The sequence below is a fragment of the Rhodococcus shunpengi genome, from assembly GCF_048381395.1.
Taxonomy (GTDB): Bacteria; Actinomycetota; Actinomycetes; order Mycobacteriales; family Mycobacteriaceae; genus Rhodococcus.
Window position 1 is genome coordinate 35,891 of sequence record NZ_JBLWIU010000015.1, and the last position, 21,996, is coordinate 57,886.

At 63.3% G+C, this 21,996-nt stretch carries 18 protein-coding genes and 1 pseudogene; 13 read left to right on the forward strand and 6 right to left on the reverse strand.

Annotation, left to right across the window (positions count from 1 at the left end; translation table 11 throughout):
* Positions 1 to 98 precede the first annotated feature (98 nt).
* Complete coding sequence (locus tag ACNJ7K_RS10720; protein WP_487041706.1) at positions 99 to 698, reverse strand: TetR/AcrR family transcriptional regulator; 600 nt, start codon at positions 696 to 698, stop codon at positions 99 to 101.
* A gap of 204 nt (positions 699 to 902) precedes the next feature.
* On the opposite strand from ACNJ7K_RS10720, the gene ACNJ7K_RS10725 reads away from it, so the two are divergent.
* The 6 genes from ACNJ7K_RS10725 to ACNJ7K_RS10750 all read left to right on the forward strand — a co-directional run bounded on the left by ACNJ7K_RS10725 (position 903) and on the right by ACNJ7K_RS10750 (position 7,448).
* On the forward strand, positions 903 to 1,676 hold the full coding sequence (locus ACNJ7K_RS10725) for an SDR family NAD(P)-dependent oxidoreductase (RefSeq protein WP_487041652.1): 774 nt from the start codon (positions 903 to 905) through the stop codon (positions 1,674 to 1,676).
* A gap of 7 nt (positions 1,677 to 1,683) precedes the next feature.
* The gene (locus ACNJ7K_RS10730) at positions 1,684 to 2,742 is read left to right on the forward strand and encodes a phosphotransferase family protein (protein ID WP_487041653.1); all 1,059 of its coding nucleotides are present in this window, start codon (positions 1,684 to 1,686) and stop codon (positions 2,740 to 2,742) included.
* Positions 2,742 to 3,992, forward strand: a complete 1,251-nt coding sequence (locus tag ACNJ7K_RS10735; RefSeq protein WP_487041654.1) for an acyl-CoA dehydrogenase family protein — start codon at positions 2,742 to 2,744, stop codon at positions 3,990 to 3,992. Before ACNJ7K_RS10730 ends, ACNJ7K_RS10735 begins: the two co-directional genes overlap by 1 nt.
* Positions 3,989 to 4,735 carry an SDR family NAD(P)-dependent oxidoreductase gene (locus ACNJ7K_RS10740; RefSeq protein ID WP_487041655.1) on the forward strand — a complete coding sequence of 249 codons (747 nt, stop codon included), beginning with the start codon at positions 3,989 to 3,991 and terminating at the stop codon, positions 4,733 to 4,735. The genes ACNJ7K_RS10735 and ACNJ7K_RS10740 overlap by 4 nt, the downstream gene beginning before the upstream one ends.
* Positions 4,732 to 5,910, forward strand: a complete 1,179-nt coding sequence (locus ACNJ7K_RS10745) for a CaiB/BaiF CoA transferase family protein (protein WP_487041656.1) — start codon at positions 4,732 to 4,734, stop codon at positions 5,908 to 5,910. Before ACNJ7K_RS10740 ends, ACNJ7K_RS10745 begins: the two co-directional genes overlap by 4 nt.
* Positions 5,911 to 7,322: 1,412 nt before the next feature.
* Positions 7,323 to 7,448: a hypothetical protein gene (locus ACNJ7K_RS10750; RefSeq protein WP_487041657.1), complete on the forward strand. Its 126-nt coding sequence runs from the start codon at positions 7,323 to 7,325 to the stop codon at positions 7,446 to 7,448.
* Positions 7,449 to 7,665: 217 nt separating this feature from the next.
* Here the strand turns inward: ACNJ7K_RS10750 and ACNJ7K_RS10755 are convergent, their stop codons facing one another.
* Entirely contained in the window at positions 7,666 to 8,496 is an 831-nt protein-coding gene (locus ACNJ7K_RS10755; RefSeq protein ID WP_487041658.1) for an amidohydrolase family protein, read from the reverse strand.
* Positions 8,497 to 8,547: 51 nt separating this feature from the next.
* Positions 8,548 to 10,116, reverse strand: coding sequence for a class I adenylate-forming enzyme family protein (locus tag ACNJ7K_RS10760; protein ID WP_487041659.1), 1,569 nt, complete (start codon positions 10,114 to 10,116; stop codon positions 8,548 to 8,550).
* A gap of 381 nt (positions 10,117 to 10,497) precedes the next feature.
* Here ACNJ7K_RS10760 and ACNJ7K_RS10765 point away from each other — a divergent pair, with 381 nt between their 5' ends.
* Positions 10,498 to 11,607, forward strand: a complete 1,110-nt coding sequence (locus tag ACNJ7K_RS10765; protein ID WP_487041660.1) for an ABC transporter substrate-binding protein — start codon at positions 10,498 to 10,500, stop codon at positions 11,605 to 11,607.
* Positions 11,608 to 11,877: 270 nt separating this feature from the next.
* Here the strand turns inward: ACNJ7K_RS10765 and ACNJ7K_RS10770 are convergent, their stop codons facing one another.
* Both ACNJ7K_RS10770 and ACNJ7K_RS10775 read right to left on the reverse strand, forming a co-directional pair.
* On the reverse strand, positions 11,878 to 13,539 hold the full coding sequence (locus ACNJ7K_RS10770; protein ID WP_487041661.1) for an FAD-binding protein: 1,662 nt from the start codon (positions 13,537 to 13,539) through the stop codon (positions 11,878 to 11,880).
* A 222-nt stretch (positions 13,540 to 13,761) separates the two neighbouring features.
* Positions 13,762 to 15,042: a PucR family transcriptional regulator gene (locus ACNJ7K_RS10775; RefSeq protein WP_487041662.1), complete on the reverse strand. Its 1,281-nt coding sequence runs from the start codon at positions 15,040 to 15,042 to the stop codon at positions 13,762 to 13,764.
* A 302-nt stretch (positions 15,043 to 15,344) separates the two neighbouring features.
* Here ACNJ7K_RS10775 and ACNJ7K_RS10780 point away from each other — a divergent pair, with 302 nt between their 5' ends.
* On the forward strand, positions 15,345 to 16,307 hold the full coding sequence (locus ACNJ7K_RS10780) for an alcohol dehydrogenase catalytic domain-containing protein (protein ID WP_487041663.1): 963 nt from the start codon (positions 15,345 to 15,347) through the stop codon (positions 16,305 to 16,307).
* 202 nt (positions 16,308 to 16,509) lie between these two features.
* Positions 16,510 to 16,857, forward strand: a pseudogene (locus ACNJ7K_RS10785) (transposase); the annotation flags it as partial.
* A gap of 22 nt (positions 16,858 to 16,879) precedes the next feature.
* Here the strand turns inward: ACNJ7K_RS10785 and ACNJ7K_RS10790 are convergent.
* The gene (locus ACNJ7K_RS10790) at positions 16,880 to 17,098 is read right to left on the reverse strand and encodes a hypothetical protein (protein ID WP_487041664.1); all 219 of its coding nucleotides are present in this window, start codon (positions 17,096 to 17,098) and stop codon (positions 16,880 to 16,882) included.
* Positions 17,099 to 17,540: 442 nt separating this feature from the next.
* Between ACNJ7K_RS10790 and ACNJ7K_RS10795 the strand changes: the two genes are divergently transcribed.
* The 4 genes from ACNJ7K_RS10795 to ACNJ7K_RS10810 all read left to right on the forward strand — a co-directional run bounded on the left by ACNJ7K_RS10795 (position 17,541) and on the right by ACNJ7K_RS10810 (position 21,978).
* Positions 17,541 to 18,056, forward strand: coding sequence for an enoyl-CoA hydratase/isomerase family protein (locus ACNJ7K_RS10795; RefSeq protein WP_487041665.1), 516 nt, complete (start codon positions 17,541 to 17,543; stop codon positions 18,054 to 18,056).
* A gap of 235 nt (positions 18,057 to 18,291) precedes the next feature.
* Entirely contained in the window at positions 18,292 to 18,939 is a 648-nt protein-coding gene (locus ACNJ7K_RS10800) for a TetR/AcrR family transcriptional regulator (protein WP_487041666.1), read from the forward strand.
* A gap of 64 nt (positions 18,940 to 19,003) precedes the next feature.
* A complete protein-coding gene (locus ACNJ7K_RS10805) occupies positions 19,004 to 20,791 on the forward strand; it encodes an acyl-CoA dehydrogenase (RefSeq protein ID WP_487041667.1) in 1,788 nt (595 codons plus the stop codon).
* Positions 20,792 to 20,835: 44 nt separating this feature from the next.
* Positions 20,836 to 21,978, forward strand: a complete 1,143-nt coding sequence (locus ACNJ7K_RS10810; RefSeq protein WP_487041668.1) for a thiolase family protein — start codon at positions 20,836 to 20,838, stop codon at positions 21,976 to 21,978.
* The last annotated feature ends 18 nt before the right edge of the window (positions 21,979 to 21,996 follow it).

Consider the following 21,996-nt stretch of genomic DNA (forward strand, 5'->3'; position numbering starts at 1 on the left):
CCTGATCGAGCTCGAGGCCGGTCGGTATCAAATACCTACGAACTGAGGGCATTGCGAGCGTGCCGATCTCCGTTCTCGTCCGCTGATCAGGATTGTGGTCACGAGCAACCGGCGATGCGTAGCGCCATCTCCTGATAGCGATCGCCGATCTCGTCGATGGTCCAGATCCCGTCCTCGCGATACCAGCGAGAAACATCGAACCCGAGTGACAGAAGAGCGAGCGCTGTCATCGGCATATCGACGACCCGAAAGTCACCCGCTTCGACTCCCTCGGTCAGGATCCCACGGACAATCGATTCCAGTTCACGCCGATAGCGGGAGATCACCTCGCGGTGCTCACGTGTCAAGGCATTGATCTCGAAGTTGACGACCCGCGCCTGCTTCTGGAACTGCGCGTGGTAGCGACAATGGGCGCGCACGACAGCACCCAACTTCTCCGCGGGAGTGCCCTTGCCGGCCGCAGCTTCTCGCACGATCTCCACGACCGTCCGATGACCATCGACCGCCAGCTGGAACAGCAGCTCTTCCTTCGTCGAGTAGTGGACATACATTGCAGCCTGGCTGGTTCCAGCCGCCTCGGCGATATCGCGCGTGCCCGTGCCGTGGTACCCCTGGGCCGCGAAGGTATCCAGGGCGGCGGCAAGCAACCGAGCCCTGGTCGCCTCACCACGGACGTTGCCGCGTCGCGCCACAGGCATATTCACCCGACTCTCCGCCATCACCCACCTGCTCTGCGTGTTGGGACCTACGAACGACCAGTGTACGGCTCCTCGAGATGAACCGTCCCCAGGGCTCCTATGTGATCGGTCGATTCTTTCATCAACGAATACCCATGCTCATCAGCAGATATTTTTGTGATCGTGTGATCATAGTTTAAGAATTTTCTGCTATCGTCAGGCGCCATGACCGCAACTATCTCCACTCCTCTCGAACTTTTCGACCTGTCCGGGCAGCACGCCGTCGTCACCGGGGCGTCCTCCGGACTCGGTCGCCGATTCGCCCAGGTTCTCGCCGCAGCCGGTGCACAAGTCCTGGCGGTGGCGCGCCGCGGAGACCTCCTGGCGACCCTGGCCGAGGAGAATGCCAACATCACTGCATTCACTGCCGATCTCTCACGCGAGGAAGACCGCGCAGCTACATCCAGCCGTGCCCTGGAACTGTTTCCGACAGTCGACGTCCTGGTGAACAACGTCGGCATCAGCAACATCGTGCGGGCCGAAGACGAAACCGTCAGCGACTTCGAGTCCGTCCTCGGCCTGAACCTCGTCTCTGCGTTCAGCATGAGCCAGCACCTCGGTCGTAGCATGCTCAACCACGGCGGTTCGATCGTGAATGTCTCATCGATCCATGGAGCCGTCTCCTCCGCGCCGATCAACCAAGCCAGCTACAACGCATCGAAAGCCGGATTGATCGGTCTCACCCGCGAACTCGCCGGCCAGTGGGGACGACGCGGTGTCCGCGTCAACGCTCTGGCACCCGGATATTTCAAGAGCGAACTGACCGCACAGATGTGGAGCGAACCCTCGACGCTCGCCTATCTCAAGCGCAACACGGCGCTGGCGCGAGGCGGTGAAGCCGGTGAACTCGACGGCGCACTGCTGCTTCTGGCCAGCCCGGCCGGAAGCTACATCACCGGCACTACCCTCTTCGTCGACGGCGGCTGGACCAGTCGGTGATCATGTGATGCCCACGACCAACCAGACCAGCACCCCTCTCCCCCTCGGTCTCGCCGACTGGATGGATGCGGCCGGTGTCGGGTCCGGACCCATCGGCCGAGCCGAGATCCTGACCGGTGGCACCCAGCACCTCATGATCGGATTCGAACGAGGTGGAAAGCGTTACGTATTGCGCCAGGCCGCGGAGGCCGAGTCCTCGGAGGCCCGGGTCCTGCAACGTGAGATCCGAGTGCTCTCAGCACTATCCGAGAGCGACGTACCCCATGCCCCCTTGGTCGCATCCGCCCCGGACGGTGACGAAGCAGTCGGCCCGACCTTCTATCTCGTCGACTACGTCGACGGGGTGAACCTCATGGTGACCGGTCTACACGCTCCGGACACCGACCGTGCCGCAACGGACGCCATGGCATTCGGGATGGCCTCAGCCCTGGCCGCGCTCACAAAAGTCACGGTGGACGACGGACCACTACAGGGCTTGGGCCGACCCGAAGGCTTCTTGGCCCGCCAGCCCACCCGTTGGATGAACGCCATCGAAGACCATGCGCGCACACCCGGATGGGACGGGATCAGCCCCGCGCAGATAGAGCCGATCATCTCATGGCTCGAGGACCACCTCCCCGACCCGGTGCCCCCCAGCCTGATGCACGGCGACTATCAGGTTGCAAATGTTCTCTTCCACCCCACTGCCGGAGCCCCGACCGCAATTATCGACTGGGAGATGGCAACAGTGGGCGACCCCCGGCTCGATCTCGGCTGGATGCTCTCCATCTGGCCCGACCGTCCAGGAGAGGACGATCTGTTCCGGTCAGCTCTGGGACGCCGTCCCCACTTACCGTCGGCAACCGCGGTGGCACGCGAATACGAAACCGTCAGCGGCATCAACCTCGTCGACCTGCCCTGGTTCCGGGTCATGGCCGCACTGAAGTTCGCAGTCGTTCTCGAAGGTGGATACGCCGCTGCGCTTCGCTCCGGCCACGTCCCCCCCAAGACCACACAGTTGCACGGCTACGCCCGCGCACTGTTCGACCGAGCCCTGCAATGGCAGGCTCAGGAAAGGAGCCTTTGATGCAGGTCCAGCATCTGACCGAGACGATGACCGATTTCATGGTCTCATCGGTCTACCCCGCAGAGGCGGTCTACGCCCGCCAGCTCGAAGAGCTGGGCGATCCCCACGCTCAACCTCCCATCATGGAGGAGCTCAAGGCCGAGGCACGTCGAAGGGGACTATGGAACCTCTTTCTTCCTCACGCCGAGCCCGGTCACACCCCCCTGTCCAACGTCGATTACGCACCGCTGGCCGAAATCGCCGGCCGCAGTCTGCACCTGGCCCCGGAGGCCATGAACTGCTCGGCGCCCGACACCGGGAACATGGAGTTGCTCTCCCTCTTCGCCACCCCCGAACAAAAAGAGCGATGGCTCACTCCCCTGCTCGAGGGAAAGATCCGGTCCTCCTACGTCATGACCGAACCGGATGTGGCATCCGCCGACGCGTCCAACATCGCGCTCACCATCGAGCGGGATGGTGACGAACTGGTGCTCAACGGCAAGAAGTGGTGGATCTCGGGCGCAGGCCGACCGGAATGCACCCTGCTGATCGTCCTGGGCCTCTCCGAGCCCGAAGGGTCCCGGCACGCACGGCACTCGGTCGTCCTGGTTCCCAAGGACACTCCGGGCGTCACCCTGGAACGCGAGCTCACGGTCATGGGCTATCACCCGCACGACAGTCACATGGAGATCACCTTCGACAACGTCCGCGTTCCTGCCTCCAATCTGCTCGGCGAACCCGGCCAGGGCTTCGCCATGGCCCAGGCCCGGCTCGGACCCGGTCGCATCCACCACTGCATGCGCCTGATCGGCATGGCAGAACGCGCCCTCGAGATCATGATTCACCGGACCTCTTCACGCGTCGCCTTCGGCGTCCCGCTGGTCGACCAAGGCGTGATCCGCGAATGGATCGCCGACTCACGCGTCGAGATCGACCAAGCGCGGCACTACACCATGCACGCCGCGCACCTGATGGACACGGTCGGAAACAAAGCGGCCGCCAGCGAGATTTCGGGCATCAAGGTCGTAGTCCCCTCCATGGCCACCCGGGTCATCGACCGCGCTATCCAAGCCTGTGGAGCCGCCGGCCTGAGCCAGGACTTCCCGTTGGCTCGGCTGTGGGTGGAGGCACGCACGGTTCGCTTCGCCGATGGTCCCGACGAGGTCCACCGTCGCGCTGTCGCCCGCACCGAAGTCAAGCGTCTCCAAGCCGCACTGGAGGGTGAAAACCCGACACTGGCGCACCATCTGCGATTGGGGCAGCACTCATGACCAAGAAGATGGACGGCCAAGTCGCCGTCGTCACCGGTGGCAGTCGTGGCCTGGGCGAACAGATGGTTCGGGCCTTCGCTGCCGAAGGCGCCGACGTCGTGATCGCCAGCCGCAAACTCGAGCCGTGCGCCGCCCTCGCCGAGAGCGTCCGCGAGGAGTACGGCGTCGAGGCTCTCGCACTCGACGTCAACGTGAGCAAGTGGGATCAGTGCGACAAGTTCGTCGAAACCGTCTACGCACGCTTCGACAAGGTCGATGTCCTGGTCAACAACGCCGGCATGTCTCCGCTCTACGACGACCTCACGTCTGTGACAGAAGCACTCTTCGACAAGGTCGTGGATGTCAACCTCAAAGGTCCGTTCCGGCTGGCGGTGCTGTTCGGAGACCGCATGCGTCGTGACGGCGGCGGCAAGATCGTCAACATCGGATCCATCGAAGCGATGAGCCCGCAACCGGACGCACTGCCCTACGCAATGGCGAAGTCCGGTGTACACGCGCTGACCGAGGGCCTGGCACGGGCGCTCGCACCCCAGGTACGAGTCAATACCCTGCAACCCGGCCCCTTCCTTACCGACATCTCGCGCGCTTGGAGCGCGGAATTCAAGGCCGGGCTCGACCGCCGAGCAAGCCTCGGCCGCTGCGCCGAACCTGCGGAAATCGTGGGCGCCGCTCTCTATCTCGCAACCGATGACTCGTCGTACACCACGGGCTCGCTCCTGCGGGTAGACGGAGGCTGGTCATGAGCAGCGAGACCTCCCTCAGCACAGAACAGCCGACCCTCCCACTCACCGGGGTACGCGTCGTCGAACTCGGCGGGATCGGACCGGGTCCGTTCACCGGGATGATGCTGGCGGATCTGGGCGCCGAGGTCATCCGCCTTGATCGACCCGGCTCCGACGGATCACAGGACATGCTGTCGCACCAAGTATTGCTACGCGGACGACGCTCGCTGGCCCTGGACCTCAAAAAGCCCGAGGGTGTGGAGATCGCGCTGCGGCTCAGTGCTGCAAGCCACGCGGTGTTCGAGGGGTTTCGGCCCGGGGTCGCCGAACGCCTCGGCATAGGCCCGAAGGACATTCATGCCCGAAACCCCCGGGTGGTTTATGGGCGGATGACGGGGTGGGGTCAGGACGGCCCCATGGCGCACGTCGCCGGTCACGACATCAACTACCTCGCTGTGTCAGGTGCGCTCCATCCCTTGATCGGCGCCGATCGAGTACCGAGTCCGCCGTTGAATATGCTCGGCGACTTCGGCGGCGGCGGGATGCTCCTTGCCTTCGGATTGCTGGCGGGTCTGCTCGAAGCTCGGACCACCGGGGTCGGGCGCGTGGTCGACGCAGCCATCGTCGACGGCGTCGCGCTGCAGACCGCCATGCTCCACGCAATGCGGAATTCAGGTGGCTGGTCGGAACACCGCGGCACCAACCTCTTCGACGGTGGGGCTCCGTTCTATCGCGCGTACGAGACCTCTGACGGGCAGTGGATGGCAGTCGGGGCGGTGGAGCCGAAGTTCTATGCGCGATTGATACACACCTTGCAGCTGGACGAGGTGCTCCGTGCTGACGAGCAGTACGCAAGTGCCAACTGGGAGCTGGCCAAAGTCATCATCGGCGACCGGTTCAAGAGTCACAGCCAGTCCGAATGGGTCGAGATCTTCGACGGCGTCGATGCATGTGTCACACCGGTGATCGCCCCGTGGGACGTCCTCGAAGCCCATGGGGGAATCGGTGCGCGTAGTTATGAGTACCGCGGATTTCCCGAGCCGCGTCCTGCTCCACGTTTCGACGGTGTGCCGGCGCCCACTCCACCTGCCTATGGCGCAGTCGGGAGCGACTCACGCCGGCTCCTACAGGAAATCGGATACAACCCTCAGGAAATCGAACAACTCGTGGCCAGTGGCGTGACCGTTCAGTCCTGATTCACCGGCATTGTGACGGTGTGAACGTGCTGCGTAACTCGGGCTCGACTGTAGGGCAAGAGAACTCGAGCCACGGTGTGGAGATAGCGACACCAAGGCAGATATCGAGCATGTGAGAGCACCTCACACCGTCACGCCGGTGTCGATGATGCGAGTGTGAACGGCAACAAGCGATCTCTACGTACACACCGCAGCAGACGCTCCGGAGGATACGATCCGTGCCGACGCCGAAACGACCCCAAGGGATAAGCCCACGCGGTCCGACCGGTCGATCACCGGCCCCTGAACGACACGTCGCCGTACGAAATGCTCGCCTGGGGGTTGTCAATCGCGGCATCGGCAGGAACTGGACTTCGATGCAGAGCCATACGTCTCGTTCCCGCGTCGATAACTCGTACCCCTTCCACGCCGGGTGAGCGAGGTCTACGGTGTCCTACCCCCCGAGTTGCTTCGGCGCGCCAGTACCCCGCTGAGCCGAAACGCCGTTTCCGGATACTTTCTCCGAAAGTGCAGTACGGCAAGATAATAGACCGAGCGAGTACTGGTGTCACAGAACAAAATTAATTACCATAGGTGACGACAGCAGACGTGGTTGCCGGGGAGGGCGCCACACCTGTCGACAGCTCGTCCCGCAAGCATCCACCGCAGGTTACATGTCCACCCAGCGGTGCGCGTACAGCGTGGGCGAGACGGCGTGCCTCCATCTCCGGGCACGGGCAGACACCGATACCCCCTGCATCGGCCTGCCAGGGCTCTGCTTCGATGATCTAGAGATCACCGAAGCGGAGCCGTCCGCCTTGTGCAGGGTCATCACGTATTCGGCGAACTTCGTCCCGTTCGTCCGCGCAGCTACGAATGAGACCTGCCTTATGTCGTGTGCTTCTTTCAGCACGCCGGAGCAACTGCGAGTACAGAAAAGCAACGAAGTGCACGCCGTGACGTTCGTAGCGGCTGATCAGCCGGCGCGAGCCCGTGAGCCGGGCCAAAATGTGTCCAATTTTCCACCCGTACCGACCAAGGTGCTCGCCGCTGCCCACGCCGCACCGGACGACCCGTCGGACGATGCCGCGGACCGGCAGCCATCGTCGACCTACGGAATAGTCGTGACTATGTCCACCCAGGGCCGACCGGTGCGCTGACGACACGAACCGCGACGCCAGCGCACCGCAGGAAGGGCGGTGATCCTGCGACCACAGGTTGCAGCAGGACGTTGTCGGCGGTGCTCGCCGAGGTCACCGCGGTAACAAAGGGTATATCATCGGCGTCGCAAAGCAGGTGGATCGTCCAATCGTTCTCTCCTCGATCGACCGGGGGGTCGATCAGAGATCCCGGCTTCTCGCCCGCACGGGTAGGGGCGGCGACGACCGCAATGGGCCAGTCCAGGTCCCGCGGGCGCCGAGCCGGTCGAGGACGTGCCCGTGCAGCTCGACGACCACCCGGCTTCGATCCAGGTGGTCGAGCGGGCGGGACGCGGTCGGGACATCGACCCCGAACGAGCGGGGCGGCTGCCGCCCCGCATCCCGCTGGTCAGCGCATAGACGAATGCGGTGAACACTGTCTGATCATCGAGCACTGCCCGCCGCCTGCGGCAGTGGCGCGAGAACGCGAGTGGCAGCAATTCGACGCGATCCCACGACGCATCCGGCGCCAGCGGCAAAGACAGCGCATCGGCCACGATGGTGCCTGTGCCGCATCCCAGATTCGAACCGCCCGAGACATATTCCTAGGGACCCGCGGGTCGGTCCCCACACGCGTTCAGCCGAGCTTCAAGACGCGAGCGGCATTCTCACGCAGAAACTTCGGCCAGACCTCATCCTTGAGGGGCAGGTCGGGAAGCTCGGCGAAGATGCGGCTGATGTCGAGTCCGTAGGGATGGTATCCGCCGTACATGACCTTGTCCGCGCCGCGACTGTTGGCGTACGCCAAGATTTCCTTAGGGTAGTACTTGGGCGCAAAACCGCTGGTGGAGTAGTAGAGATTGGGATACTTCAGTAGCAGCTTGATCGTCAGATCGACCCACGGCTCGCAGCAGTGCCTGAAGACGAACTTCAGTTCCGGAAAATGCAGGCACACTTCGTCGACGAGTCCTGGGTGCTGAACATCGAACGGCACACGCGGCCCGGGAACGCCACCGTTGACGAAGATCGGAATATCGAGTTCGATGCACTTGGCATAGACCGGAAAGCACCGCTTGTCGTTGATAGGGCGCGGTGGGTTCAAGATTGCGGGCATGAACTGGGCAGCAACGATGCCGAGACGTTCGCGGGCCTCCTGGAGGGCTCGCACCGACTTCATCCCGTCGTTCGGGTCCACCTCGAACGCTCCGACGAGGCGATCGGGGTGGTTCAATATGGCTTTTTCTTCCAGCGCGTTGCCCAGGTGGACCGGAATGAGTCCCACTTCCACACCATGTTCGTCCATTCGCCTCAGCAGGTCCTCGGCGGTGGGCTCTTCCTTCTCATCGGGGATGTCCTTGAACATGTAGCGGATGTGCTCGTGGAAGTTGTCGGGATCATCGGTTTCCCCGAAGTCCGAGGGGAACCCGATGAGCGTGTCGATGACCCCGATGTCTGTGGGCATGGCCATGGTCAGATGCCTTCCGTTCTGGAAAAGATTCTGCGGATCTGTCGGAGTGCGTCAAGCGCTCGCGCCGGACGCGGTGTAGGCGTCCTTGAGTTGGTTCTTCCGGACCTTTCCTGAGGGTGTTCTCGGGAGCTCCTCGACAACAACCACTTTGGAGGGAACTTTGTAAGAGGCCAACCGTCCGGTGCAGTAGGCGATGAGATCTTCGTCCGTCACTGCCGCCCCCGGTGACAGTTCGACATAGGCGACTCCGACCTGTCCCACCAGTTCGTCGGAGACGCCGACAACCGCTGCGGTCTGGACATCCGGATGCGACACGAGCACAGTCTCGGCGTCGATGGTGTACACCGTTGCGCCGGATCGCTTGTAGGAGTCCTGATTGCGTCCGAGGATCGTGATGTACTCACGATCGTCCATCCGTGCCAGATCCCCCGTGCGCAGCCAGCCGTCGACGAACGCCTTCTCCGTGGCTGCGGGATCGTCGAGATATCCGACGGTCAGGCAGTCGGTCCGGATCAACAGTTCCCCCACAGTGCCATGCGGCACGGTCACCGTCGGGTCCTCGATAGCCACGACCTTCGCAGCGCCACCCTCATGAATCCTGCCGACGGTCGTCGAGACATCTTCCAACGGCGCCCCGAGCGGGGTGTACGCAGAAGTTCCGGACTCGCTCAACCCGTAGCCGGCCATCAGGCGCGCCTTGGGGAACGCAGCCACGAGACGGTTGGGGAACTCGGGTGAACTCGTCGTGCCACCGAACCCGATGATGCGTATCTGCGGCATGGTCTCACCTGCAAGTTCATCGACCAGCTGCTCCTGCTGGGCCGCGATCCCCGACAAGTGGGTGCAACCCTCCCTGCGCATTCGATCGAGGATCGCAGAGGCATTGAATCGTTCCTCGAGCAACGTCCCAGACCCCGCAGCGAGTGGAATCATCGCCTGCAGCCAGCATCCGTAGATCCAGTACAGCGGGGCCCAGAAGATGGAGCGATCTTCGGGCTCGAGCTCGAGGTGTCGGGCGAAGCGTCGCCCAGCAGTCACGATTGCGCGATGGGTCTGCATCACCCCTTTGGGTGCTCCGGTCGTTCCGGACGTGTAGATCACCAACGCGACGTCGTCGGGTCGTACTGCCGCGACCTGCCGGGCCACATCGTCCGGATCGATGGTGTCGGCAGCCTCGAGCACCGAGTCCCAGGTGCGCACATCCGTCGGCCACGGACCGTCACCGACGCCGACGAGTCGTTCGACTCGGACCGACCGCAGGACCTGTTCGAGCTTGTCGATCGTATTGCGTCCCACCACCGTATCCGCCCAGACCAAAGTCGAGACCTGCGAGTGGTTCAGCAGATTGATCACTTCCGGCGCAGTCAGCATGGTGTTCAGGGGGACCAGAACGGCGCCCAGCGAGGTCACGGCGTACTCGATCTCCAGCCACAAGGCACGATTCCCCATGAAGAGCCCGACCCGTGAACCCCGCTCGACCCCCAGGGCCGCGAGTGCACGTGCGGTGACTTCGACCCGCTCGGCCAGTTCCCCGAAGGTGATCTCCTCACCCGGCCGTCCCAGCCAGAAACCGTTCGGCCACGCTGCAGCAGCGTCAGCCACCGCAGCAGGGATCGTCACGGGTGCGTCCGAGCCGTCAGTCTGCGCCAACACCATGCCATACCTCCGCCACTAAATTCACGATCGGCGCATATATTAACACGCTGTCAATTCGTGTCATTTACCTCTTCTCTCACCTGGCAGGACAGAGCGAGGGGCGAGAGGAGAAGCGCGCACGTCCGCCTGCGGCTGCCCCAACGAAACGGCATGCACCGACCTACTCCACACCTGGTGAACAAATCTGCACCGTTGACATATTCGTAACCGACTGATCAAAATAACCTGATCATGTGATCAGGATCTCTCCCGTTGGGATGAGAGCGCGGCGAACAACTTCGAGGGAGATGTGCCATGGATGATCGGGCCTCAAAGACTGGGCGGGCGAGCACTTTCGTCACACGCATGGCCCAGGCGTCTGCGGCGGTTCTACTGACGGCAGGCCTGACGGCCTGCGGTGGTAGTTCAGGAACCGACGACGACTCCACGATTCAGATCGCCATGCTCGCCCCCTTGACGGGGGGCTATGCCGCCGATTCGAACCCCAAGGCAATCGAGCTGGCAGAGAAGCTGATCGAAGCCGACGGCGGTGTCGCCGGCAAGCAAGTGAAGGTCACCATATACGACGCAGGCAGCGAACCTCAGACAGCTCTGAATGCAGCAAACCGCGCCGTCTCCGACCGGGCCGACGTCGTGGTGGGAGGCATCACCACTTCCCAACTCAAGGCGATCGAGCCCATCATCGCGCGAGCAAAAATCCCGCACTTGCACCTGGCGAACGTGGCGGGCGACACCGCTTACAACCTCAATCCCCCCCAGACGGCCTCGGCCGACGCAACCGTGAGATTCGCACAGAACGTCTTGAAGGCACAAAATGCGGCAGCACTCACCACCAGCGACGAGGGCAGCATGAGCAATGCCAAGGACATCCTCGACGCAGCGCAGAAGGCCGGTCTTCCGATCACCGTCGACCAGAACGTGGCGCCCACCGCCACGGACATCACCCCGCAGGTCCGGAACATGAGAGATGTCGATGTCGTCCTCCAGACCGCAGTGCCGGCCATCGATACGATCACGATCCGGACGATGACTCAGAATGCGATCGACATCCCGGTCATTCTGTCCCTGGGTGGCATCTTTCAGGTAACCAGCCAGCTCACGCCGGCTGATCAACTTGCCAATGTCTACATCAACTCCATTTGTGCTGCGTCCGTCCCGCTCGAAGCCCAGGACAACGAGAAAGCGAAGGCGTATCTGGAGGCGTTCTCGAACGAGTTCGGCGACGGGCTCGTCCAGAGTCCCCTGGCACCGCGATTCTTCGACGCAGTCAACATCTCCGCGCAGATCGCGACCAGTGCCGATTCACCCGAAGAGCGGATCGAATACATCGATTCGTCCCTGGAGTACGAGGGTGTCTGCGGCAACTACACATCCAACGACTCACGCTATCTGGCTGCGCCCGAGAATGCGTTCGTCATGTCCGCCGCAGACGGGACGCTGACTCGCGCTCAGTAACGCGAACGTTTTGAAACACAACACGTCCCGGAACAGGAACCCCGAACCTGCATGTGCAGGCTCGGGGTTCCTCGGCATTTCGATCGACTGACGCCCGACGGCGCGGACCCCCCTATAGGAGTATTCGGCTGTTGTGCAGCCGGTTCGTGCGTGCCCCGCCGACCCGATCGCCCGGTTCGACTCTTTATACGCGATGCGACGTCGACTTATCTCAGAGGGCCGGATGCGACACCGGTCGATGAAGCATCCAGCCGAGCAAGCATTGCAACGTCAGCGTTTGCCGGCGTGATTGGCAGCTGTATAACCGAAGACTGCAGAGGCGGCGATGGTGGCACCTGCTCCCGGGTAGCGCCGTCCCATTACCGAGGCAGTCACGTTACCTGTGGCATAGAGCCCTTCGATGGGAGCGCCATCGCGGTCCAGCACCCGTCCGTGCTCATCGGAGAGCACGCCGCCACTCGTACCGATGTCGCCGGGATAGAGTGGAATAGCGTAGAACGGTGCTCTGGCGATCTCCCCCAGGCAGTGATTGGGGCCGTGATCCGGATCGCCGTAGAACTGCTCGAAACCACCCTCCCCGCGATTGAAATCCTCGTCGACGCCTGTCCTGGCGAAGCCGTTGAAGCGCTCGACCGTCTTCTGCAGTCCCTGAGGATCGATACCGCAATCGCGAGCGAGAGCATCAATAGTGTCCGCGCTCTTCCACGCGCCGGACTTGAGCCAACTCCGAGGAGTCATCCCCGGCGGAGCCATGAGGAAGGTGTAGCGGCGGCGGTGATCGGTGTCGATGATCAACCATGCAGGTATAGCACCGCCGGTCTCACGTTCTCGTTTGTACATCTGCTGGCCGGCCTCCTGGTAGGAGATCGATTCGTTGAAGAAACGCTCCCCCGAGGAGTCGACGATCATCGAGTGCGGCTTGCTCCGCTCCGACATGCACATCATCGCTTTGCCTCCGGCGAACCATGTCGGCATCCACCAGGCCTCGTCGATCAAGTCGGTAGCGGCCCCCAGGTCCAGCATCATCTGGAGCATCTCGCCGGTCTCCCCTGGGTTCGCCGAGGTCCACTGGTCACTCACCGGCCCGAGGTCGGCCTGAAACCGCTTGCGCATTTCAATATTTCGCGCGTAACCCCCGCTGGCGACCAGGACACCATCCCGGGCACGCACCCGCACGGCACGACCGTCCTTGGCGATCACAGCACCGATGACACGCGAGTTATCGACGATCAGTTCGGTCACTGGCGAGTTCAACCACACCGGCACGCGACGCCGGAGCAGAGCATGCAGCACCCGGGCCATCAAGGCCTCGCCGTTGGTGACGTATTTCTTGCCGCTGACGACACCCCAGGCTGTGCGTAGACCGACGCGCGCCGCCGTGGAGTATCCACCTGTGCTTCGCAGTGCCTGCAAGTGTGCAGCTTCACCCGTGTAGATGTTGAGACCGGGTGAGAAACCGGGGCGCATCTTGTTGCGCCATGCCCCGAGCTTCTTACGATCGAAGACCTTCGGTTCGAGTGACCGGCCGGGCAGTGATCCGCCTTCGAAGCCGCGCATGCCGGCGTAGTAGTCGCTCATTCCGGGGCACCGGATGAACTCCACTCCCTCGGACTCGAGGAAGTAGATCATCTCGTTGCCGTCGGTGAGGTATGCCGTGCGACGCTCCGGGGAGGACGCCGGGCCCGCGTCGCCCACCAGTGTCTCGAAGTAGCGTTGGGCCTCGTCGAAGGAATCGGAGATGCCCTCACGTTGCATCAACGGGTTGTTGGGCATCCATACGACGCCGCCCGACATAGCGGTAGAACCTCCGAAAAGGTCTGTCTTCTCGACGACGAGGGCCTCCTTGCCGAGTGCACTCGCCCGCAGGGCGCCCACCGCGCCGGCACCACTGCCGATTACGAGGAGGTCTGTGACATGGTCCCAGTCGGTCACGAATCGCACCTTTCCACGCCGACGCAGCGCAGTGTCCCGAACGGTATGGCCGCTCAGAACACGTGCGCAGTGGCGGTATCGACGAAGGCAGGAAATCACCTACCGTGCGCCACTTTAGGGATATTTCTCAGAATGGACCTGCCCTCGACCCCGTACGCCTGAAACTATGTCTCGATTGCACAGGCGCAGCACCTGCGCTTGTGCAGGCCTTACATGTGGAACTCATGCCGAAGCGAGCACGGGACGGCCCACCCATCGGGCACAGAGCAGCGCGGTTTCGAGATCGTGCCTGTCCTCGTCCACAGATCGCTGACGCAACCGCGCGACCTGCTCGAGCCGATTCCGGACGGTATTGCGATGTAGGAACAAATTTTCGGCGGCGACGGTATGGCTACCTGATGCCTGAAGAAACGCCAGGGTTGTCTCCCGAAGACGCGCCGACGTCTCGTCATCCGCCGCGAGCGGACCCAGTACTGCTCCGATCCAAGTCCGGAGAGACTCGACGTCGTGAGCTGCCATCGCCGCCACCGCAACACCGGGATCAGAGAAAGAAAGGACACTGGGAGCAGGGTCGGCGACTCCGGCCAATCGGTACGCCGCCAATGCCTGGCGGTGCGACGCACGGAAACCACGGCTGCCCGCCAGAGATTGCCCGGCTACGACACGGAGCCGGGGCAGTTCACCGAGTGCAGCGCAGAGCTGGTCTGCTGTCAGTACTGCCGGTTCATTCCGCGTAATCCACGCCGTGGTGGTTCCTTCGTCCGTGTCCACCGCAAGGACATGCTCGCCGTCGAGTGCAGCGGCAAGCGAGTGACAGACGTCTTCGCGCTCGACGTGCGCACGTCCTGCATTAGCTTGCGGCTCCGGATTCCATATGACGAGTCCGATATGAAATGCCCTGATCGGATAGCCGAACCGGTCGAAGATATCGGTCTCGTCACTGCCGGACAGTGCAGCGTGCACCAACGCACCAGCTCGGGAGACGGATGAGCTGCTGCTTCGACGTATCTCCCGTTGATAAATATCGTGCAGTTGGCTGGTCATCGCGTCGACGTAGGCGAACGCAGTATCTGTGGCGTACTGCAGGACACGGAGCTGCCCACTCTCCTGGAACTTCACGGTGAGCAGTTCCTGGCAGAGTTGATCGCAGAGACGATTGTGCCCGACGTGATACGCGCGAATGAGCAGATTCCACGGGACACCGCGTTGCGCCAAGCGTCGGGCGTACGTCACGGATGCCGGCATCGGGCGCAGGTCGTCGATTTCCAGGTCCTCGGTCCACAGATGCAGGATCATGCCGAGATTGGCGTGGATGCTCGACTCGAGCAGTGCCTTCAACGGCGGATCTTCACCGAGCGGTCCCAATCGCATCAAGACCGCGGTCATGTTCTGAGTGATCGCGTCCATTCGTGGTACGAGGCGGTTGGCAACGTCCACGAGAAGCTGGTGGTCTTCCGGTTCGAGTTGCGCCGCGACGGGTTGAGGGTTCTCGAACTGAGGCATAAGTCGATTCTGCTTCATTTCTCGGTGTGACCGAGAACTGGCACACAAGCCCGATGCCGGGGGCCGGAACGATGGCGCGGACCATGCCGCCATCCTTCCCTTCGAAGGCAGGTAGCAATCCGGTTCCCTGCAACGGACGGGTTCGGTTCTTGCCGAGCAAACCCGGGCGGCACGACAACCCGGTCGAGTGACTGTCAATGGTTCGGTTAGTCTGGCGCACGTCAGCAGGTTTGAAACGACCGTCGCCGTCTTGCCCACTACTGGTGAATACTTCGGCTTCGGTGCATGTCAGGAGAATTCAAATGCGAGCGTGGTTCTATGACAGCCCTCTCAGCCCGATTCGGCTCGAGGATAATGCCGCCGATCCCCGTCCGGGTGAGGGTGAGGTGGTCGTACAGGTTCGCGCCGCGGGACTCTGCCACACGGACGTGGGTTTCTTGGATGGCACACTTACGGGAATCTTGCGCGATTTCCCCGTTGTCCTCGGCCACGAGTTCTCAGGTGTGGTCACCGAGGTAGGCAACGGTGTCGACGGTTTTGCCCCGGGTGACCGCGTCGCTGTGGACAACATGGGCGGATACGGTTCCTTCAGAAATGGCGGCTACGAGCAGTACACCGTGGCAGCGACTCGCGACCTCATCCCCATTCCCGGTGACCTGTCCTTCGAACAGGCTGCCATTGCGACATGCGGTGGTCGCACCGCCTACCGCGGTGTTGTCGTCGCCGGAGGCGTGGAAGCCGGCATGAAGGTCGGGATCGTCGGACTCGGCGGTATCGGGTTACTCGGGGCGCAGATTGCCAAGGCGCGCGGTGCCGAAGTCTACGCGGCAGAAATCAATGAAGCAGTCTGGCCTAACGCCCGCCACCTCGGTATCACAGAGACGGTCAAGCGGGCCAAGGACCTGGCGCCCTACGAACTGGACGTCATCATCGACTTCGCCGGCTTCAGTGACACCCTCGCCGGTGCTGTCGAAGCCATCAAGGCGGGCTCGTACGAGACCCTGGAGGGCGGTCGCATCGTGTGTGCTGGACTGGGAGAGCAGTATTCAACGATCGATGTCGTCCAGATGGTGACCAAGATGATCGAAATCAGGACAACTTCGGGCGGTACCGCTGAGGACGTCGCCAATGTGATGGCCATGATGGCGAATGGCAGCGTCGGTTTGCGCACCGAGCGCATCGCTTTCGACGAGATCGGCAACGGGCTGGACCGCTTGCAGCGCGGTAACGTCAGTAGTCGACTCGTCGCAACGATGGACGCGTAAGGGTTACTCCGCTTCCACAGCGATTCTCGATAGTGGATGTACTCGAATTGACGGCGTCGGTACGGCGGCCCCGGATTGCTGGTCTGGGGCCGCGGCGAGTTCATGGCGACCGTCTGAACTCGCCCGGTTCGTCAACTCATCACGAATTGCTAAGAGCATGTCTCTTATGGTTGGGATCTTCTGTGCGGCATGATGCACCATCCTGGTCGATGCGTTGTCTTTACCGCTGGTGCCGGATGCGTCGTGGGAGATCGCCGAACCGCTACTACCTGGGTTCTCGCCCCGGTCGCAGGGTGGCGGACGGGCAGCGATCGATGATCGAGACGTGCTCACCGCGGTCGTCTACTTGCTTACCAGCTGGTGCGCGTGGCGGCACCTGGCGCCATCGTTCGGAGTCAGCGTCCCGACCGCGCACCGTCGCTTCACCACCTGGACTCGGGCCGGGGTGTTCGACGAGCTGCACCGCCAGGTCTTCGATCGGCTCGGTGCCCGCGGAGACCTGGACTGGTCCGCCTCGATCCTCGACGCCGCGCACGTGCGGGCGAAAAAAAGACATCTCAGGGGCTCGAGAGTCAAGCAGCCAGATCGAGGCTGACCACGACCCCGTCTTTCTCCACCGCGACCCGTAAATGCTGCGCGCCGGTCGCCGGGCCTCGTGCCGATAGAGTCGGGTCCTCAGGCGTTTTCCGGAGCGACGCCACAGCCTCGCTCATCGTGTAACGGTCCACGAGCAGAGTGAAGATCTTCCGCGTTCCTGGCAGGTCATCGAACCGCTCGGTCATCGTCTCCACCGCCCGCTACGTTAACGCCGGCGACACCGTATCGGCCGCGAATTCCGCCCCGGCACCCACCTGGGCAGCCGAACCGCCGCCGACGGATCCGCGTAGGTACCGAACTCGAATCTGTTGTGTAGCGGTCCATCTGCCGTAGGGCATTCGAGTCTCCGAGCAAGCACGGCGGAACTCCTTGGCGGAGAATGTCGCGTCACACGGTAGCGACCGTTCCTGATTTTGTAAATACTGCGCCACTTTTCTTTCTTGCACGCTGGAAGCACTTGCACCCACCCTGCACGCACTGGGCACTTCCGAAGGGTTCTCCAGTGACCACCGAGACCATCGATACTTCCCCCGCCCTCGTCCGCAGGTCCGGTCCGGCCGGGATCCTCACGCTCAACAGGCCGACGTCCTCAACGGCGCACTCTCGGCAGCAGCGGGCACGCCCTGCAGGCACTCGATGCCGATTCCAGGTACGCGCCTATGCGGTCACGGCAGCGGACGCGCCTTCTGCGCCGGTGCCGATCTCGCAGAACTCGCCGACAACCTCTCGTTCCTGACACCGGACAACCCCGAATGGGGCTTCGCCGGAATCGTCCACCACCCCATCGACATCCCCGTGATTGCCGCCGTCAACGGACCGGCCTTCGGCAGCGGCACCGAGATCGTCCTGGCATGCGACCTGGCCGTGATAAACGAGGACGCCGGCCTCGGACTGCCCGAGGTCGAACGAGGATTGTTCGCCGGCGCCGGAGGCGCCTTCCGGCTGCCCGACCAGATCCCACAGAAGCTCGCCGCCGAAGCCATCCTGACGGGAGAGCCCATCCTTGCCTCGACAACGTTGCAGTGGGGCCTGGTCAACGCCTGCGTTCCGGCGGATCAGGCTCTCGACGAAGCGATCCGCCTCGCGGAAAAGATCGCCGCCAACGCACCCCTCCCGTGGCGGCAGCAAACGCGTGATGGCTCGCCGCCGTGACTTCGGATCGGATTGGAGCGAGCAGATGTGGCAGATGAACGCCCCCGAATTCGAAGCCGTCGTCACCAGCGACGATACCCGTGAAGGAGCCCGCGCATTCGTCGAGAAGCACACACCGAAGTGGCAGGGCCAACGAAATAAAAGTGACGCCACATTTACAAAACCGCCGCGAGGCACTAACGTAAGATCCGTACGCGGCAGATGATCACTCGTCCCACCACGGCAAGGAGGCCAGATGAGCGACGAACAGTCGACCAACCTGGCCACCGGGGCCGCACGACGGCCCCCCACCCCCAAAGGACGAGACACCCGCTCCCGCCTCCTGACGGCGGCGACAGCCCTGTTCGCCGAACACGGCTACGCCGGGGTGAGGATCACCGACATCACCGAGGCCGCCGGCCTGTCCGCCGGCGCGTTCTACCGCTACTTCACCGACCGCCGCGAGATCATGCTGGTCCTACTCCGGCAACTGACCGACGAAGCATTCGATTTCGTCCGGGTTCCTTGGGATCAAACCGATCCGATGGATTCGGTCCTGCGATCCACCCAGCTGTATTTCACGTTCTACGAGTCCCACCGCGCCCTGTTCGGGGTCCTCGTCGAACTCGGCCAGACCGACCCGGAGGTCAAAAAAATCTGGGCCACCTCCCGCCGGGCGTTCTACGCCCGCATCGCCCACGCGCTGCGGCGGGGTATCGAATCCGACCGTCTGCGTCTGGATCTCGATGTCGACGTGGCCGCAGAGATGATGGGCAGTATGACCGAGTTCTATGCCTTCCAACGTTTCGTTCTGTCCGACGGCGTGACCAAGGACGTATCCCATGAAGAAGCTGCACGCACTCTCGCAGCGATCTGGACGGCAGGCATCGTCCGCCCGTCCTGACGCTCCGAGGTGCCTCGCTCGACCGCCCTGCCGGCGTCGGGCCACCTGCAAGGAGTCCCCTGCATTGAGTTCCATCCTACTGTCGCGTGACGACCTGACCTTCCTTCTCTACGACTGGCTCGACGTCGAATCGCTGACGAAAAACGTTCGCTTCGAAGACCATTCGAAGGAAACCTTCGATGCCGCCCTCGAACTCGCCGAGACGATCGCCGCCCGGTACTTCCGCCCCCACAACCGCACCGGCGACCTGAACGAACCACATTTCGACGGCACCGAAGTCCACATCATCCCCGAAGTACGCGAAGCCCTGACGGCCTTCGCCGAGACCGGACTGCTCGCCGGCACCATGGACAACGAGGTCGGCGGCATCCAACTCCCTCGCGTAATCCACCGTGCGTGCTTCGCCTGGTTCCAGGCCGCGAACATTGCTACCGCCAGCTTCCCGATGCTGACCATGGCGAACGCGAATCTGCTCCTCGCCCACGGCAGCGACGAACAGATCGCCACCTACGCCGCCCCGATGCTCGAGGGCCGCTTCCTCGGCACCATGTGCCTGTCAGAACCGCACGCCGGATCGTCCCTTTCCGATTTGACCACGCGCGCCGTTCCCGACGGCGACGGTCGTTACCGGATCTTCGGCCGGAAGATGTGGATCTCCGGCGGCGAGCACGAACTGAGCGAGAACATCGTCCATCTCGTCCTCGCGCGCGCACAGGGCGCGCGTCCGGGTGTGAAGGGACTGTCGCTGTTCATCGTCCCGAAATACCTGGTGCACGAGGATGGTTCACTCGGCGAACGCAACGACGTCGCATTGGCGGGCCTGAACCACAAGATGGGTTACCGCGGCATCACCAACACGATGCTCAATTTCGGCGATGGTGTCCACACCCCTGCGGGTGGCGCCGGGGCGGTCGGCTATCTCGTCGGTGAGGAGAACCGCGGCCTCGAGTACATGTTCCACATGATGAACGAGGCCCGCATCGGCGTCGGTGCCGGCGCTGCCGCCCTCGGTTACACCGGCTACCTGCAGTCTCTCGACTACGCCCGCACCCGTCCCCAGGGTCGCCGCCCCGGCCAGAAAGACCCGGCGACACCGCAGGTCGCGATCACCGCACACGCCGATGTACGGCGCATGCTGCTCGCGCAGAAGGCCTACGCCGAAGGATCGATGGCCCTGGTCCTCTACGCGGCGAAACTGCTCGACGAGAGCACCACCGCAGCCGACGACATCACCCGCTCGAACGCCCAGATATTGCTCGATGTGCTCACCCCGATCGTCAAGAGCTGGCCGTCACAGTGGTGTCTGGTCGCTAACGACCTGGCCATCCAGGTTCACGGCGGCGCCGGCTACACCCGCGATCACGACGTCGAACAGCTCTACCGCGACAACCGCCTCAACCCCATCCACGAGGGCACCCACGGTATCCACGGACTGGACCTACTCGGCCGCAAGGTCGTCATCGACAACGGCGCCGGCCTCGACCTGCTCGCCGGCACCATCCGCGACACCATCGACCGCACCCCGGAGATCTACCGGCCCTGGGCACACCACCTCACCGTCCGACTCGACCGACTCGTCGAGGTAACCGAAACACTCTGGGACCACGGTAATTCCGAGGTCACCCTAGCGAACGCCACGGTTTACCTCGAAGCAGCCGGACATGTGGTCCTCGCCTGGATCTGGCTCGACCAGATCCTCGCCGCACACGGACGCACCGGAGCGTTCTTCGACGGCAAACGCGCCGCAGCCCGCTACTTCTACACCTACGAACTCCCCAAGGTCGACACACAATTCGATCTGCTGGTCGCCCTCGACACCCAGCTGCTCGAACTCGACCCCGACTGCCTCTGACCTCCTCTCCTATCCCTGCATCTTCAGAAACGCGAGAACCTGCCATGACCGATGCTGTCATCGTCGCTGCCGTCCGCACCCCCCTCGGCAAGCGCAACGGAACCCTGGCCACCGTGCATCCGGCGGACCTGTCCGCCCACGTCCTCGACGCGCTCGTCGCACGCACCGGAATCGACCCCGTCATCGTCGACGACGTCGTCTGGGGGTGCGTAAGCCAGGTCGGGGAACAGACCTTCGACATCGCCCGCACCGCCGTGCTCTCCGCCGGCTGGCCCGAATCCGTGCCCGGCACCACGGTGGACCGCCAGTGCGGCTCCTCCCAGCAGGCCATCCACTTCGCCGCCGCCGGCCTGATCGCCGGCCAGTACGACATCGCCGTCGCCGGTGGGGTGGAATCGATGTCCCGCATCCCCATGGGCTCGGCCCAGGCCACCGGCAACCCGTTCGGGCCCCGCTACGTCGCCCGCTACGGACCCGACACCCCCAATCAAGGTCTCGGTGCCGAGCAGATCGCCGACAAATGGGCCCTTACCCGCACCCGGCTCGACGAGTTCGCCCTGACCTCCCACGACCGCGCCGCCGCCGCCACCGACGCCGGTCTGTTCACCGAGGAGATCGCCCCTATCGACGTCGACGGCACTCTGTTTTCCACCGACGAAGGCATCCGCCGCGGCGGCACCCTCGAGAAGATGGCGAACCTCAGGCCCGCCTTCCTCGACGACGGCACCGTCACCGCCGGCAACGCCTCCCAGATCTCCGACGGGTCCGCGGCTCTGCTGATGATGACCAGCGAGGCCGCTGCCCGCGCCGGACTGACCCCCCTCGCGCGTGTCCACACCGCCGTTGTCGCCGGCTCCGCGCCGATGCCGATGCTCACCGGCCCGATCCCCGCCACCCACAAGGCACTGGCCAAGTCCGGGTTGAGCATCGACGACATCGGTGTGTTCGAGGTCAACGAGGCCTTCGCTTCTGTCACCCTCGCCTGGGCCGCCGAGTTCGGTGTCGACCTGGCCAAGGTCAACCCCCGCGGCGGCGCCATCGCCCTCGGGCATCCTCTCGGCGGCTCCGGCGCCCGGATCATGACGACCATGCTGCATCACATGCGCGCCAACAACATCCGTTTCGGCCTGCAGACGATGTGTGAAGGCGGCGGTCAGGCCAACGCCACCATCCTCGAGCTCCTCTGAGCCGCAACAACTCTTCTC